Source organism: Shewanella colwelliana ATCC 39565, from assembly GCF_000518705.1.
GTDB classification, from domain to species: Bacteria; Pseudomonadota; Gammaproteobacteria; order Enterobacterales; family Shewanellaceae; genus Shewanella; species Shewanella colwelliana.
Map to the genome: position 1 here is coordinate 345,512 of NZ_JAEC01000004.1, position 14,575 is coordinate 360,086.

Below are 14,575 nucleotides of genomic sequence, written 5' to 3' on the forward strand. Positions count from 1 at the left end.
TTCCTAATCACTTCAGGATATCTGTTTATTAACGCCTGAGCCATGCTCAGGCGTATTAAATATAGGGTTAATGTTCTAACGAGCGATACTTCTCACGCAGGTGGTTACGAACAGCAATGGCCGTTAAATTTAAACTGACAATCACTGACACCAATAAGAATGAGGTGGCATACACCAGCGGACGAGCCGCTTCTACGTTCGGGCTTTGAAAGCCAACATCATAGATATGGAAACCTAAGTGCATAAACTTACGTTCCAAATGCACAAATGGGAAATTCATATCAATAGGCAGTGTCGGGGCAAGTTTTACCACACCGACCAACATTAACGGGGCGACTTCACCTGCCGCACGGGCAACTGCTAAAATGAGGCCGGTCATAATGGCAGGGCTCGCCATAGGCAAAATGATTCGCCATAACGTCTCAGCCTTCGTTGCCCCCAACGCTAAACTGCCTTGACGCACAGAGCTTGGAATACGGCTTAATCCCTCTTCAGTAGAGACTATCACTACCGGCAAGGTTAAGATGGCTAAAGTTAACGCCGACCAGATAACCCCTGGCGAGCCAAATGTTGGTGTTGGCAAGGCTTCTGGGTAAAACAACTGATCGAGTGAGCCACCGAGCATATATACAAAGAAGCCAAGGCCAAATACACCGTAAACAATTGATGGCACACCCGCTAAGTTAATCACCGCAATGCGGATCATTTTAGTGATAGGACCTTTTTTGGCATACTCATGCAGATAAATGGCGGCAATCACCCCAAATGGCGTCACGATAACGGCCATCAACATCACCATAAAGACGGTACCGAATATCGCAGGGAACACCCCACCTTCGGTATTCGCTTCACGAGGATCGGCACTAACAAAATTGCCGATGCCTGCGAACCAGTGGCCCACCTTGCCTAAAATGCCAAGATGATTTGAATAGGTCACATCAAGAATACTGTCGAGTCTTAAGGTCACCTCTTCACCGCGCATATCTCGAATGATCACCGAGTCACGAGCCGCTTCTTGGCGCAGGGCAAAGAATTCATCTTCTAGCAGCTGGTAATCGGCTTGCAGCTTGTCGCGTTCTGCTTGCAGCGAAAGTTTTCGACTGTCAGTTAAGGCATTATCTAACTCGTAGCGACGCTCTTTAAGGCGCAGATTTTCAAGCTGATAATTGATGGCACCAATCTCACGTTTTTGCAGTTCAACGGCACGATCATTTAGTTCAACCGCGCGCTCGATATGTTCCTCAAACGACGCCTCTACATCATCTAATGCTAAACGCTTACCATCTTCGATAATCGCCAATGGATAACCATAGAAATCGCCATTTTTAGTTCGCTCCATCTTAGCCACATCCTCAGGCTTAGAGCGAGAAACGATATCAGTGGCTAATACCCAGCGAAAATCTAAACCAACAAACTCACGGTTACCCGTTTTAATCAGGTAACGGGTGACCATCTCGCCAGGGTCTTGTTTAAACTTGTGACCTGCAGAGATAAGTCGCTCTGTCGGCACCTCTTCTCGATCATAAATCTCACCTATGATGGTTGATGAGACACCTTGTTGGTCCACCAGCTCCCACTGGTAGATCTCGGCTGGCCAAAAGTAACTTAAACCGCGCCACGCAATTAACAGCAGCAGACCCAATACGGCAATCAAACTAATACTGACAGCACCGCCTGTCATCCAGATCCAGGGGGAACCCGATTTAAACCAATTACCCATTACATAAGCCTCTTAAGGTCACAGGCGAAATACTTGAAATTGTTATCATACTGGCCTCCATTACAGTGAGCTGTAGCGTTCACGTAGACGCTGTCGTACCACTTCAGCAATGGTGTTAAAGAAGAAGGTAAAGATAAACAGTACAAATGCTGCTAGGAAAAGCACCCGATAGTGTGAACTACCAATCGCCGATTCAGGCATTTCTACTGCGATATTCGCCGCAAGTGTCCGCATCCCTTCAAACACACTCCACTCCATAATGGCGGTATTACCGGTTGCCATCAGCACAATCATGGTTTCACCCACCGCACGACCTAACCCCATCATTACTGCAGAGAAAATACCAGGACTCGCAGTGAGTAACACCACCCTTGTCAGGGTTTGCCAATCCGTCGCCCCTAAGGCCAAGCTACCATTGGATAAGTGACGCGGTACGGAGAACACAGCATCTTCGGCAATCGAGAAAATAGTTGGAATGACCGCAAAGCCCATAGCGATACCAACCACTAGCGCATTTCGTTGATCGAACGTGATGCCCAATTCATTGGTAATGAACATGCGTGAATCACCACCGAATAAGGCCAGTTCCAATGTCGGACTGATATAGAAAGAGAACCAGCCAACAAAGATAATAACAGGCAGTAACATCAACTCCTGGTAAACCTCTGGTAAACGCTGTTTCCAACGACCAGGTAGCTTATGCCACGCAAATGCAGACGTTAAGATACTTATTGGCAGCATAAACAGCAGCACGAGAATCCCGGGCAGGTTGTCTTCAATAAGCGGAGCTAACCAAAGACCCGCCAAGAAACCCAAGATGACGGTGGGTAAGGCTTCCATGATCTCAATAGTAGGTTTGACGACGGCGCGCACTTTGGGAGACATAAAATAGGCGGTATAGATAGCCCCGGCAATCGCCAAAGGTGTCGCAAACAACATCGCATAAAGCGCCGCCTTCATGGTGCCAAATGCTAATGGCATTAAGCTCAGCTTGGCTTCAAAATCATCAGAACCTGACGTGGACTGCCATACATATTGCGGCTCTGGGTACCCTTCGTACCATACCTTGCTCCACATGGCACTCCACGAAACCTCCGGATGACTGTTCTCAACCGAAAGCAGGTGTAAACGTCCCCCCGCTTCTACTACTAAAGCATTTGAGCGAGGGCTAAATCCCATCTGCTGTGGTGCTTTGATATCAAACGTTTCAGTAAACAACTTGCGTTGGCTAGTGGTGTAGAGCAAGTTTAACTCGCCACTTTCACTTATGGTTGCAAAGCTCTTACGATAAAACTCACTGGCGATACTTTTTACGCCAGCAGAGTTTTTAAAGTCCCTAATGGCTTGATATTGACGACCTGTATCACCATTGACTTGAAAGTACTGTACAACAACACCATTGTCACAACTGACTAGGATTGAACTCGCTCCGGCCAGCAATGCCACATCACTTACTCGGGTCTTGGCACGATCTAACTCAATCACTTGCGCCAAGGTTACTGCGTCAGCATCACGAATATCGTAAACAAAGAGACGATCCCCTGCGCGAAGCAATAGCTGACGTTGGTCGGGAGTCATCAATTGTTGATTGACCTGTTGCGGCGCATCGTCAATCACACTTGAGGTTGCCACCCACTCAACCTCTTCTGTCATCATGTTCTCTTCACCTTCATGACGCGTAAGATGCCAGCGCTTATTATCGTCTTGATACGCAAAGCTCATCATGTCAGAACTCGAAGAGAAGGCGAGTTGGTTTAAACTATGGCCTGAACCGTCAACACTCAGAGGTGTCACGCCCAGTGGATACCTAAGACTTGGCGTGATCACCCGCTTATTATCTGGGTAAGTAACAGAGAAATTGATACCAGCTATCACCACTTGGCCATTCGATAGGCCAAATGCAAATCGTTGCTCACTAGGCATTGATGTAGCGCTGCTAACCACTTGGGCATTGGCAGGCAGTTCAACTTCTGCTTCCATCAATAGCTGAGCAGTCGCCGATTGATAAAAAGCCACTTTGCCATTTTCGGCTACACGATAAATAATCTCATTTTGCTCATCACTTCCCACCATTAACGCGGCGACATCGTTATTTTGTAACTCGACGCTCATTATCGGCTGGACATCTGCACCATCAAAAATAGGCTTAACTACATAGAGCAGATAGAAAAAGATCAACAACAATGCGACAAAAACCATAGTGCCGCCCAACGTGACACCGGCTTGAGTCAACTTATCTTTAAATGCTCTGCGACTTGAGCCTTTCCCCATCAACAACTGTGATGCAGCAGAACCAGGTTGGGTTACCTGAGTTTCCATTAAAAACCTCGTTAATTATTGTTCAGTGGAGTTTTTCACTGGGATTGTCGTTTCGGCTATGTTAACTATAGTGAAACAAAACACCCCTTTATCTGACCTTTGGGATTATATGACGCAAAGATGACACTATTGTTACAACGCATAAATGTCATCGATATTAAACAACTTATGGAGCTTTAGCGAAATGTTAAGATATTTAGTGACACTGCAAGTCGCCGATAAATCAGGATTAGTGGAACAGATAGCCCATGTTATCAGTCGCCATGGCGGGAATTGGTTAGACTCAGAGCTACGTCATATCGATGGTCTCTTCGCTGCCATACTACTACTCGAAGTCCCCGCTGCGAATTGGGAAACCCTGTTAGAAAATTTGGAGTGTATAGAGGGGTTAACGCTTACCTATGCTAAGACGACCAAAGCGATTGCCCCACAGACCTACCAAAACTACTCATTGGTGGCCTATGACAGGCCCGGGTTAGTTCACCAAATATCAAATAAGATTAGTGACTTAGGTATCAATATCGAACGACTATCGACCTGCTATGAGAGCGCAAGTCATACCGGAGTAGCCCTATTTAGAGCCACCTTTAGTCTAAACCAACTTGACGATGCCGCGCAGCAGCAACTGACTCAGGCACTGTATGAACTCGGCGATGATGTCGTGCTTGATATCATCTAATCGACTGTTACACCTTATGGCAAGGACAGAACGATTCATTATTCTGCCCTTGCAATCGGTTAAATCTATCAAAGTTAACAACAACAATCTGATATACTCTGCATTATTGTTTATAAGGTGTTGAAAATAAAGCTTCACCTGCTCTATACCTATTTGGACTCCAAACATGCACAACTCCCCGCTCATCGGCACAATAAAGAAAATGCGCGCTAGCCTAGATAACAACAATCAAGTCCAGTATCAGCTACCGCTCGGCGAACAGCTTATCGAGATGAACCCATTGATCGGACAACAGGTCACTCTCACCCACAGCGGCAATATCTATTGCTGCAACTGCAATAAAAAAACCAAAAAGAGCTTTTCTCAGGGACACTGCTTTAACTGCATGCGCAAACTCGCCAGCTGCGACATGTGCATCATGAAACCGGAAACTTGCCATTTCGCCGAAGGCACATGCCGCGAGCCACAATGGGGAGAAGAAAACTGTTTTGTGCCGCATTATGTTTACTTGTCAAACACTTCGGGCTTAAAAGTGGGTATCACACGTCATACTCAATTACCTACCCGCTGGATCGACCAGGGAGCTACACAAGGGCTGGCCATTTTAAAGGTCTCTAGCAGACAACTATCTGGGTTAGTAGAAGTTGAACTCGCTAAGATGATCAACGATAAAACCAATTGGCGCACTATGTTAAAAGGTAATGCTGACCCAATGGATCTTGTTGCCCAGGCAGCCGAGTTATTGCCGCAAATTGAAAGTAAAATCCATGAGCTAGCTATGCTGCATGGTGAGTATGCGATTGAGATACTCAAAGGCGACATTCAGGAAATTGACTATCCTGTCACGCAATTTCCGACCAAAATAGCTTCGTACAACTTTGATAAGGAACCGGTAGTTACCGGTAAATTAGAGGGGATTAAGGGGCAGTACTTGATTTTTGATACAGGGGTGATCAATTTGAGAAAGTTCACCGCTTATGAGATCTCGGTCGAAAGCCAAGCCTCATAGTCTTTAATTATAACAAGCGTTAACAGCATCACTCGCCGTTAGCGCTTGCCTAAATTAACCGGTTTAGGGATTGTTTATACTGATTTTAACCCTCAAATTTACCTATTTAGCACACTGAACAACCCCTGCTTTTTTCGCGCTAATCGACAGCCTTTCGCAATCTGTGACTCTTAATCTTGATTTGGTACCGACTTCAACATCGCATTGACTAATGATTCTAAACGCGGTTGACGCTTGCCATCTTGATGGGCTAAATCAGTAAAGCCTTGAGTTAATACACGCCATGCAGGCATCGCTTGATAAGGCTGAAACATCACCAACATCACAGATCCCTTCTCATACTGGCTCATGTCGACGCCCTGCTCCGACAAGCCCGCGACTAACCCCGCTCTTTTAAGGATCTCTTTGTCACTCATCTCAGAGCCAAGTGCCACACCAAACCCCAACAAGAGATCAGGCGAATCTTGAGCCGTAACTTGCTGATAGCCCTTATCTTGCATCACCTTTATTAATGCACTTTGCATCGCGACATTTAACTTATCGCTGTCTACACGCTCGTCGACTTTAACGGTGGCAACACTGGGGTGTAACGCAAATCGCTTTGTGTTGGCGCTGATAAAACTTAAATCACCTGTCGCAACGGTTGTGGTGCGATCAGATTGAGGCATAAGCTCATCATCCTGCGTTACACAGGCTGTCAATAGCAGTGCTACGACCATCATTAATATCTTGTTCACCATAGATAAAGCTTCCCTCTTGTCTGTTTGGCACAGTTTAGCTCACTCAAAATTAACCTATCCTGACTGAGATGCAATCTCTATTTCTCAGCGGTTGCGCTTTCATGGCTGCTTGGTCGCTATTTATATCGAAGGATATAAGCAAATGATTGGCCTAGAGCGTTCTGAGTACGAATTCAAGACAAATGAATAATGAAATGCTCGCTTGTGCAGTTATTCAACACCAAAAGGCTCATCTAAAAGCTGGCCAAGAAGCATGCACCCAATAAAAACACCGACAATGATGTCGGTGTTTTTTGTTACACAACTTTAGCGATTATTGAGGTGTGACATTAACCACTAAGCTAGCACCGCTGCTCGATGGGGCACCGTCTGCGCTAATGTAATACCAACCTTCATTCGGTGAGGTGACTGTGATCGATTCTACATTACCACTGTTCTCCGATTTAGCGTCAAAGCTCGTAGGGCTTGCCCATGTTGAACCATTGGCATAGAGGTTCACATCGCCCGTTCCATGCGCGGAGTCAATCGAAATAGACGCCGTATCGCTTGGCACATAAAAGTAATAACTTGAGTGACCGTCGGCAATACAGATGGCTTCACCAAACGCTAATCCACCGTAACTATATGGACTCAAGGTTACACAGGCATCGCTGACGATTGTAGGCGTTGTGCCACCGTTGTTGCCACCACCTGTAGCTGGCGCTGTCAAACTAACTTTTAAGCTAACACCATCGAACGCTTGCGCTGTAGAGGTGGATACATAGACCCAGCCACGGTTAGCCACCACATCAATCAACTCGTTATTACCTGAGGTCACTGACTTAGCCGTAAAGCTATTTGCCCCAGCCCAAGTATCTTGGCTGAAATAGAGGTCTACATCACCATTACCGCCCGCAGTTGAAATGTACAACTGAGTATTATCGGCAGCGACGTATGTGTAGAAGTAGTTAGTCCCCGCCCCTGACACACACTCGACCTGCTCTTGGTTTAGGTTGCCATCGTTGAGCGTTGTCGCACCACAATGCTCAACCGGTTCTGTCCCGCCACCATTGTTGGCGTCAGCATTGTCACCGATACCATTACCATTTTCATCGGCCCACTCTGTTGCATCTAATGGGAAAGCATCGCTGTTATCACCGTAACCATCACCGTCGCTGTCAATGGTTTCGCTACTATCTAGTGGAAATGCGTCGCGGTTATCACCAACCCCATCGCTATCACTGTCTAGGGTTTCTGTTGGATCAAATGGAAAAGCATCATCGCTGTCGGCAACGCCGTCACCATCGCTATCGAGCGGCGGCACCACGACACCGCCATCAAGCGGGGTATCGTTGCTGCTAACAGTCAGTAACCATGCGTTCCACTCACTGTCATATTGAGTTCCTATGGTGTCATTAATGTAGTTCAGCCACTCGCTTGCCTCCCCGCCCCGAGCATGCACGAGTAACGCATCTACATCGGCACGATGGTTCTCAAACAAGAAGCGCACAGCAAGATAGCCCCAACGATACACTCTGTCAGTACCGCTGTTGTAGGTATTTGACAAGATTTCACTTAAGGTAAATGCTTGGCTGCGGCCAATAGTCACCGCCTCATCGTAGCGATTTTGGTGAGAGATATATTCCGCTAACCCCTCAGACCACCAAACTGATTTCCCCGTATCAATGTCGAAGTAATTGAATGCACCATATTGATTAAAACGTCCATCAAGATAGTGCACGTACTCGTGGCGTAAGTTCCAAACCAACACCTCATCGGTCCACGTGGCTTCGTGTGCAATAAACCTTGCTTGGTTGCCCACTTGTGATGGCGTGCCCTCAAGATACATACCACCATTATCGATACTAATACCAAAAATAGTGCCCGCATATTGATCATAGTCATCATAGCTGTTGAAAATATTAACTTCGAGATTGGTGTTCAGATCATCTGCGACCGGTTGATTCCCCGTGGCTAAGATGTCGTGAAATAGTATCTCTTCACCACCCATGAGATCGCACGATTGCTGCAACTCAGCATTGCTCATCTCTTGCGCACGAATATTGATGGTGTCGCTGCAACTGTACTGTATAGACAGCACAGTATTTTCAAGTTCATCGGCCCAACCACAGATACCAAAGGCCTCACACTGCCCTGGATTGTAATAGTCAAGGTAGCCGGCAGCATCAGCCCACTCTTTAGAGAGACGTTCAAACTTGTTCATGTAGGTTTGAACACCGCTGTTTAAATCAGTTTTCAAGCTCGCAGGTAAAGCCCAATACTCTTGATATTCGTAGAAACGACCGAACTCATGAAAGGCGTCAGTGGACTCCCAGTTATAGGCCGAGTTAATAATGTAATCAGAGGTCGCGACCTTTAGCAATGCTGCACGCAACGCATCATATTCCATTGACGCTTTAGTGTATGTCGCATCCCAATTGCCATTATAGAGGGTAGTTAACGCCTTTGTTAATGCCGAGCGGTGCTGGCTTTCCGCCAAGTGGGATTCACTGAATCCGTTGAGATAGGCAGTGATTGCAGGAACCGCTTCGTAAAAACTATCAGCGCTGTCCCAAGAGATAAAGAACTCTTGCAGAGTATTACCTTGCATGGCGCCAGTATCTGACATTGCTGGATTCTTAGAGTACTCGATTAGCAGGTCACGTAACGCATCGGCAGGCAGTGTGTCGTTATAAGTCAGCCCGTCATTGTAGTACTCAATGTAGAACGCACCGCGAAGGAAATAAAACAGGTTAAGCATTTCACTGCCGCTAGTGCTGTCATAGGTGGCCGCATTGGCTTTAGCAAGGTTAGCTACATCAATGACATTTTGCGCTTGGTAAGCGGCAATCGATGTGGCATCGTTTTTAGAATAAAGCTCTGATATACAAGAGAACTCAGCTTGGCGGACAAAATCATATAACGCTTGCCCTGTTAGCCCATCAAATTGGCTATAGCCATTACAGGGGTCAACTTCTGCTTCAGGGCCTCCAACGCCCATAGCGCCAACCATACCAGGCAGACCAGTAACCGTTTTACTTTTACTCTCAAGTGTTGGCACATGGTGAGCTAAACGGCTCGATCCTTTGGGTTTACGCGCCTCTTTATTAAAGCGTGCTTGACTGCTGGTAACCGTTTGCTCTTTGGGGTTAATCTGTTGGGTCGGTGCTGTAAGCGAACTGTGTTCACTCGCCAGTGCAGCCATAGAAGGCATAATTGCTACAGAACATGCCATGGCAATTATTGACTGTCGAAATCGATGACGGTTTGTGATTCTAGATTTGACTATTTTCATCTTGGTCTCCTGACCGACAACGCCTATTTGGGCTTTGCCATTACTCAGTTTTTAACTAATGCCACGCGTTCTCTGTGCATGTGCATTGCGGTGTTCCACACCCTGCCGCCGAGATAGGTTAACAAGATGTTACGCTCAAGTTATATTTTATACAGTATCCCATTGCAAGCTTTATTGACGGGAGAATCATGGAAGATTGCCAAGATGGCAACGATTACTGCCATTAAGTTTATATATTTATCAAGGGTTTACAGATAAATATTTATGATGAGTATTTTTTTCTGGTCTGTTGAAAAAATGTCAGCGATGATGTCACTTTAATTTCAATAGAAAGTGAAGCACTTGTCCATAGAACTCATTTTTGCTATCGCCTTGTTTGCCTTTTCATCGGGGATCACCCCTGGGCCTAATAACATCATGTTAATGACATCAGGCGTCAATTTTGGCATTCGACCAAGCTTGCCTCACCTAAGCGGGATCTGTATTGGTTTTCCCTGTATGGTACTGGCCATCGGGTTAGGCCTCAGCGCACTGTTTCACAGTTATCCTATTTTGCATCTCATCATTAAATATGTCGGTATCGGTTATCTACTTTATTTAGCTTGGCTCATCGCCAATAGCAGTAGCAAGATGGATGGTAAACAAACTGCCAAACCCTTGAATTTTTTCCAAGCAGCAGCATTTCAATGGGTTAATCCGAAAGGCTGGATAATGGCTGTCGGTGCAGTGGCAACCTTCACCTCGTTGGATCAACCACTGCTGGACCAAGTGCTACTTATTGCCACGGTTTTTCTCAGCGTGGCATTTCCTTGCGCTATAATCTGGTTGGGATTTGGCGTGGCATTAAAACGCCTATTAAAGAATCAACGCCAGCAAAAGATCTTCAACATTTCCATGGCGCTCTTGCTTGTCCTCTCTATCATCCCTATGATCGGTTCAAATTAACGGGATTTTAGTAGGACAATCGATGACGGCTCCCGATAGCGATACCCAAAAAGAATTGGAAATGGCAGCCCAACACACTAAAAATTGGGTTAAAGATGTAATAATGAAATACAACATCCGCCCTTTTGCTCGCCAAGAAGTGGAACGTCAAACCATACGTTATGCCGTCATTGATAAACGTAAGCTCACAGAGGTATTAGAAGCTCTCATCGTTGAATGTCAGTTTTTGGATAGCCATCCAGAAGTTGAAACCACGCTATTTGTATTACCTACAGGCTTTGAAGGTTTTTATGACTACCTCGACTTAGTAGATATAGCGACGGATCTGCTGCAGGAGCAAGATTACGAAGGCGTTTACCAACTCGCCAGCTTTCATCCAGACTACTGCTTCGATGGCGAACCACAAGACAGCGCAGCGAACTTTACCAATCGTGCCCCCTACCCGACGCTGCATATCATTCGAGAAGTGAGCATGGAAAAAGCATTAGCCAGCTTTGATGACCCTGAGTCTATTCCCGAGCGCAATATCACTTTTGCTGAGCGAAAAGGCAGTGAGTTTTTTATCAAGCTGCTTCAGCACTGTAAACGCTAAATCGCCGATCCCATTGCGGCAAGACAACTTAGCGTACGACATCCATAATCAGAGGATAAGATGGCAAGCAAATATTATGTAGTCTGGGCCGGACGTGAAACAGGCATTTTCACCAGCTGGCCGCAAACTAAAGCCTTAGTCGACGGTTTTGCAGGCGCACGTTATAAATCATTTAGCACAGAAGCTGAAGCAAAAGCTGCCTTTAGTAAAGGGGCGAATTTAAGCACTAATTCAAAGAGTAAGGTCTCATCAAAAAAAGCTTCACAACCGAATAGCAGTGCTCTACCGGACAGTGATGTTGACATTTATACTGATGGCGGATGTGAGCCCAACCCAGGCAAAGCTGGCTCAGGCCTAGCGCTATACCGACGCGGAGTGCTGGCAGAGCTGTGGTATGGGTTATATAACGCTAACGGTACCAACAATACCGCTGAGCTCAACGCCCTGCATCAAGCGTTACTGATGGCCAAGACTGAACTGAATATAGGAAATAGCGTTCATATCCATAGTGATTCGCAATATTCGTTAAACTGTATCACCAATTGGGCTTATGGCTGGAAAGCCAAAGGTTGGAAAAGAAAAACCGCTGGCGACATCGCCAATCTCGCGATTATTCAAACCGCCCATGCGCTTTATGATGACATCAAGTCACAACTGAAAATCTCTCACGTAGCCGCACATGTTGGCATTGAGGGTAATGAGCTGGCTGATAGGATGTCAATCTATGCCATTGATCAACAAGATACTGGGTTTCGCCAGTACCCGGAACCAATTGCTTTGGCAGATATATTAAGTTTGCGTGCAGGATAATCTGCAACAAAATCGCTAAAGATATTGGCATCCCGCTACCTACTGGGCTACACCTAAACAACAGCCAACTAGATAGCGAGCCGCCACAATGGACTATCAATTGTCTCAGCTTAGTGGCGATGTGCTGTTAGGCATCGTCAACGAGCAATTACGTTTGCACTGCCACGACAGAGAAGCACTTTACTATGAGCTTGATATTGCGAGTGAACTATTAGAGCAAAAATTAAGTGAAGCAGGCTTTAGTTACGACCCTATTAGCAATCAATTTAAAGGTACTGGCTAACGGATAAGACGATTGCCAGCAACCTTAAGCAGGCCTTTTTCGCCGTCCTTTTGTGGCGTTAGTATAGCTTTGTCCACCAGATTTAGCCGCTGAGTTTTTTCCACTATAACGACGCTTTTTAAACGGTGCAGCCGTGCTCTTTACCCCCTGTAATGATGTCGGCAGTTGCGCGCCGGCTTGCTCAATGAGCTGCGTAAGCGAGGTGACTAATGGGGTCATAAAGCTTTGATACTTTGATTCTTTACGGCTAATTGCATTAAGATGACTTTCCCAAAGTGCGGTCATATCTGGGGTGCTCGCAGAAAGTGGCAAACTGTTTATCAATCCCTTACCCACCTCTGTTGCGACAATTGATTTCCCCTGTCGCTGCAAAAAACCCCGTTTAAACAACAACTCAATAATACCTGCTCTGGTGGCGTCAGTGCCTAAGCCGTCAGTCTCTTTTAATATCTTTCGAATCTCAAGATCTGTCACATAGCGGCTAATCCCTGTCATTGCGGCTAACAAAGTCGCATCGCTAAAAGCTTTCGGTGCTTGGGTATTTTTTTCTACTAATTCGCCTTGACCAGATTGAAGCAATTGCCCTGTAATTAACGGTGGCAGTTGTTGCAGCGACTCAGTGTCATCATCAGTTTTTGACTGACCATTACCTCTTTGTGGAAACAGCTTTTTCCAACCTAACGCTTTGTCTTGTTTAGCTTTGGTGGTAAATCGACCATTAGCAACATCCACAACGACCTGTGTTTCATGGTACTGATATGGTCCATAAAATTGTGCTAAATACTGACGTGCGACCTGCAAATAGATCTGTTTTTCACCTTGAGTCAGGCTAGACAGATTGGCCACTTTTTCAGTTGGAACTATCGCATGATGAGCATCAACCTTTTTATCATCCCAGGCTTTGGACTTGATGCTGCAATTGGGTGCATCAACGCCTTGTACTAATTCACTGGCCCCCTTAAGTACAGCATCGACCACTTTTGACGCTAAAGAGAACTGCTCTTTAGGCAGGTAACGGCTATCTGAACGAGGATAGGTAATGAGTTTATGTTTTTCATAAAGGGACTGACAGGTATCCAATACTGTTTTAGCGCTCATGCCAAAGCGTTTTGCGGCATCTATCTGCAGCGCTGACAAACTGTACGGCAGTGGCTGATTTTGCTGCTTATCTTTGCTTTGCAGATCCATCACCACGGCCTGTTGCTGGCTAATGCGATTGACAACATTTTCAGCTAACTTCTTAGATAGCACCCGACCATCTTCATCCATATAGGGCTGACATGCTTCACTTGGCTGCCATTTGGCCTGAAATGCCTCGCCCCTATCGGTCGTTAAATTGGCCAGTACTTCATAAAAAGGTTTGCTAACAAAATTGGCAATCTCCTCATCACGGCGAACGACTAACCCGAGCAGAGGTGTTTGCACCCGCCCAACGGATAACACCCCTTGATAACCCACTTTACGCCCCTGAATGGTATAGGCGCGAGTCATATTCATGCCATAGAGCCAATCAGCACGGGCGCGGGCTAATGCAGAGGTTGATAATGGAATGAACTCTCGATTACTACGTAGCTGACCCAAGGCACGCTTTACCGCTTGTGGGTTAAGGTCGCTAATAAGTAGGCGTTTGGTTTGGTTGAGTTTGTCACCTTTAACCCCTAAGTGGGCAATCACCTCATCAACCAGTAGCTGTCCCTCGCGATCAGGATCACCTGCATTAACCAAGACACTCGCCTGTTTAACCAAGCCTCGTAATACCGTTATCTGGCCTCTGGTTTTAGCCTTTGGCTTCATTTTCCATTGCTGAGGAATAATAGGTAGATGTTCGAACTTCCAGGATTTAAACGCCGGGTCGTAACTATCAGGTTCAGCTTGCTCAAGTAGGTGACCAATACACCAAGAAACACAATCACCGTTTGCGGCGGTGATAAACCCGTCCCCTTTTTTATGGGGTTTTGGTAACACTTCGGCAATGGCTCGCCCTAGACTGGGTTTCTCGGCAATGTATAAGATCATAAATTGGCACAATCACTGTATAAATTACCAGTAACTTTAACCTAGGAATTGTGAGACTGCAAACACAAGCTCGCGCTAATTAGCGTCTTAGCACCATAATAAGACGAGTCCCTGTCAGAGTGATCTATGCTATATGCTCTTTGGTAAAACCCTGCTTGCGATGATTACATTAGCAAAGATATTTATCT

General features: G+C 46.0%; 11 protein-coding genes. 6 read left to right on the forward strand and 5 right to left on the reverse strand.

Features of this window, described 5'->3' with window-relative positions; all coding sequences use genetic code 11:
* Positions 1 to 67: 67 nt before the first annotated feature.
* Both pstA and L876_RS0101600 read right to left on the reverse strand, forming a co-directional pair.
* A complete protein-coding gene (gene pstA / locus L876_RS0101595; RefSeq protein ID WP_028762183.1) occupies positions 68 to 1,720 on the reverse strand; it encodes a phosphate ABC transporter permease PstA in 1,653 nt (550 codons plus the stop codon).
* A gap of 60 nt (positions 1,721 to 1,780) precedes the next feature.
* Complete coding sequence (locus tag L876_RS0101600) at positions 1,781 to 4,039, reverse strand: ABC transporter permease subunit (RefSeq protein ID WP_028762184.1); 2,259 nt, start codon at positions 4,037 to 4,039, stop codon at positions 1,781 to 1,783.
* A 184-nt stretch (positions 4,040 to 4,223) separates the two neighbouring features.
* Between L876_RS0101600 and L876_RS0101605 the strand changes: the two genes are divergently transcribed.
* Together L876_RS0101605 and L876_RS0101610 are read left to right on the forward strand one after the other, a co-directional pair.
* Complete coding sequence (locus L876_RS0101605; protein ID WP_028762185.1) at positions 4,224 to 4,718, forward strand: glycine cleavage system transcriptional repressor; 495 nt, start codon at positions 4,224 to 4,226, stop codon at positions 4,716 to 4,718.
* A 166-nt stretch (positions 4,719 to 4,884) separates the two neighbouring features.
* The gene (locus L876_RS0101610) at positions 4,885 to 5,727 is read left to right on the forward strand and encodes a DUF2797 domain-containing protein (protein WP_028762186.1); all 843 of its coding nucleotides are present in this window, start codon (positions 4,885 to 4,887) and stop codon (positions 5,725 to 5,727) included.
* Positions 5,728 to 5,897: 170 nt separating this feature from the next.
* Here the strand turns inward: L876_RS0101610 and L876_RS0101615 are convergent, their stop codons facing one another.
* Together L876_RS0101615 and L876_RS0101620 are read right to left on the reverse strand one after the other, a co-directional pair.
* Complete coding sequence (locus L876_RS0101615; RefSeq protein WP_028762187.1) at positions 5,898 to 6,467, reverse strand: DUF4136 domain-containing protein; 570 nt, start codon at positions 6,465 to 6,467, stop codon at positions 5,898 to 5,900.
* Between the two features lie 313 nt (positions 6,468 to 6,780).
* Positions 6,781 to 9,741 carry a M9 family metallopeptidase gene (locus tag L876_RS0101620; protein ID WP_028762188.1) on the reverse strand — a complete coding sequence of 987 codons (2,961 nt, stop codon included), beginning with the start codon at positions 9,739 to 9,741 and terminating at the stop codon, positions 6,781 to 6,783.
* A gap of 348 nt (positions 9,742 to 10,089) precedes the next feature.
* Between L876_RS0101620 and L876_RS0101625 the strand changes: the two genes are divergently transcribed.
* The 4 genes from L876_RS0101625 (at position 10,090) to L876_RS0101640 (ending at position 12,371) form a co-directional block, all read left to right on the forward strand.
* Positions 10,090 to 10,686 carry a LysE family translocator gene (locus tag L876_RS0101625; protein WP_028762189.1) on the forward strand — a complete coding sequence of 199 codons (597 nt, stop codon included), beginning with the start codon at positions 10,090 to 10,092 and terminating at the stop codon, positions 10,684 to 10,686.
* Positions 10,687 to 10,708: 22 nt separating this feature from the next.
* Positions 10,709 to 11,278: a DUF1415 domain-containing protein gene (locus tag L876_RS0101630; protein WP_028762190.1), complete on the forward strand. Its 570-nt coding sequence runs from the start codon at positions 10,709 to 10,711 to the stop codon at positions 11,276 to 11,278.
* 60 nt (positions 11,279 to 11,338) lie between these two features.
* Complete coding sequence (locus L876_RS0101635) at positions 11,339 to 12,088, forward strand: ribonuclease H family protein (RefSeq protein WP_028762191.1); 750 nt, start codon at positions 11,339 to 11,341, stop codon at positions 12,086 to 12,088.
* Positions 12,089 to 12,176: 88 nt separating this feature from the next.
* A complete protein-coding gene (locus tag L876_RS0101640) occupies positions 12,177 to 12,371 on the forward strand; it encodes a DUF4250 domain-containing protein (protein WP_028762192.1) in 195 nt (64 codons plus the stop codon).
* 24 nt (positions 12,372 to 12,395) lie between these two features.
* On the opposite strand, the gene L876_RS0101645 is transcribed toward L876_RS0101640, so the two are convergent.
* A complete protein-coding gene (locus L876_RS0101645) occupies positions 12,396 to 14,387 on the reverse strand; it encodes a DNA topoisomerase III (RefSeq protein WP_028762193.1) in 1,992 nt (663 codons plus the stop codon).
* Between the last annotated feature and the right edge of the window lie 188 nt (positions 14,388 to 14,575).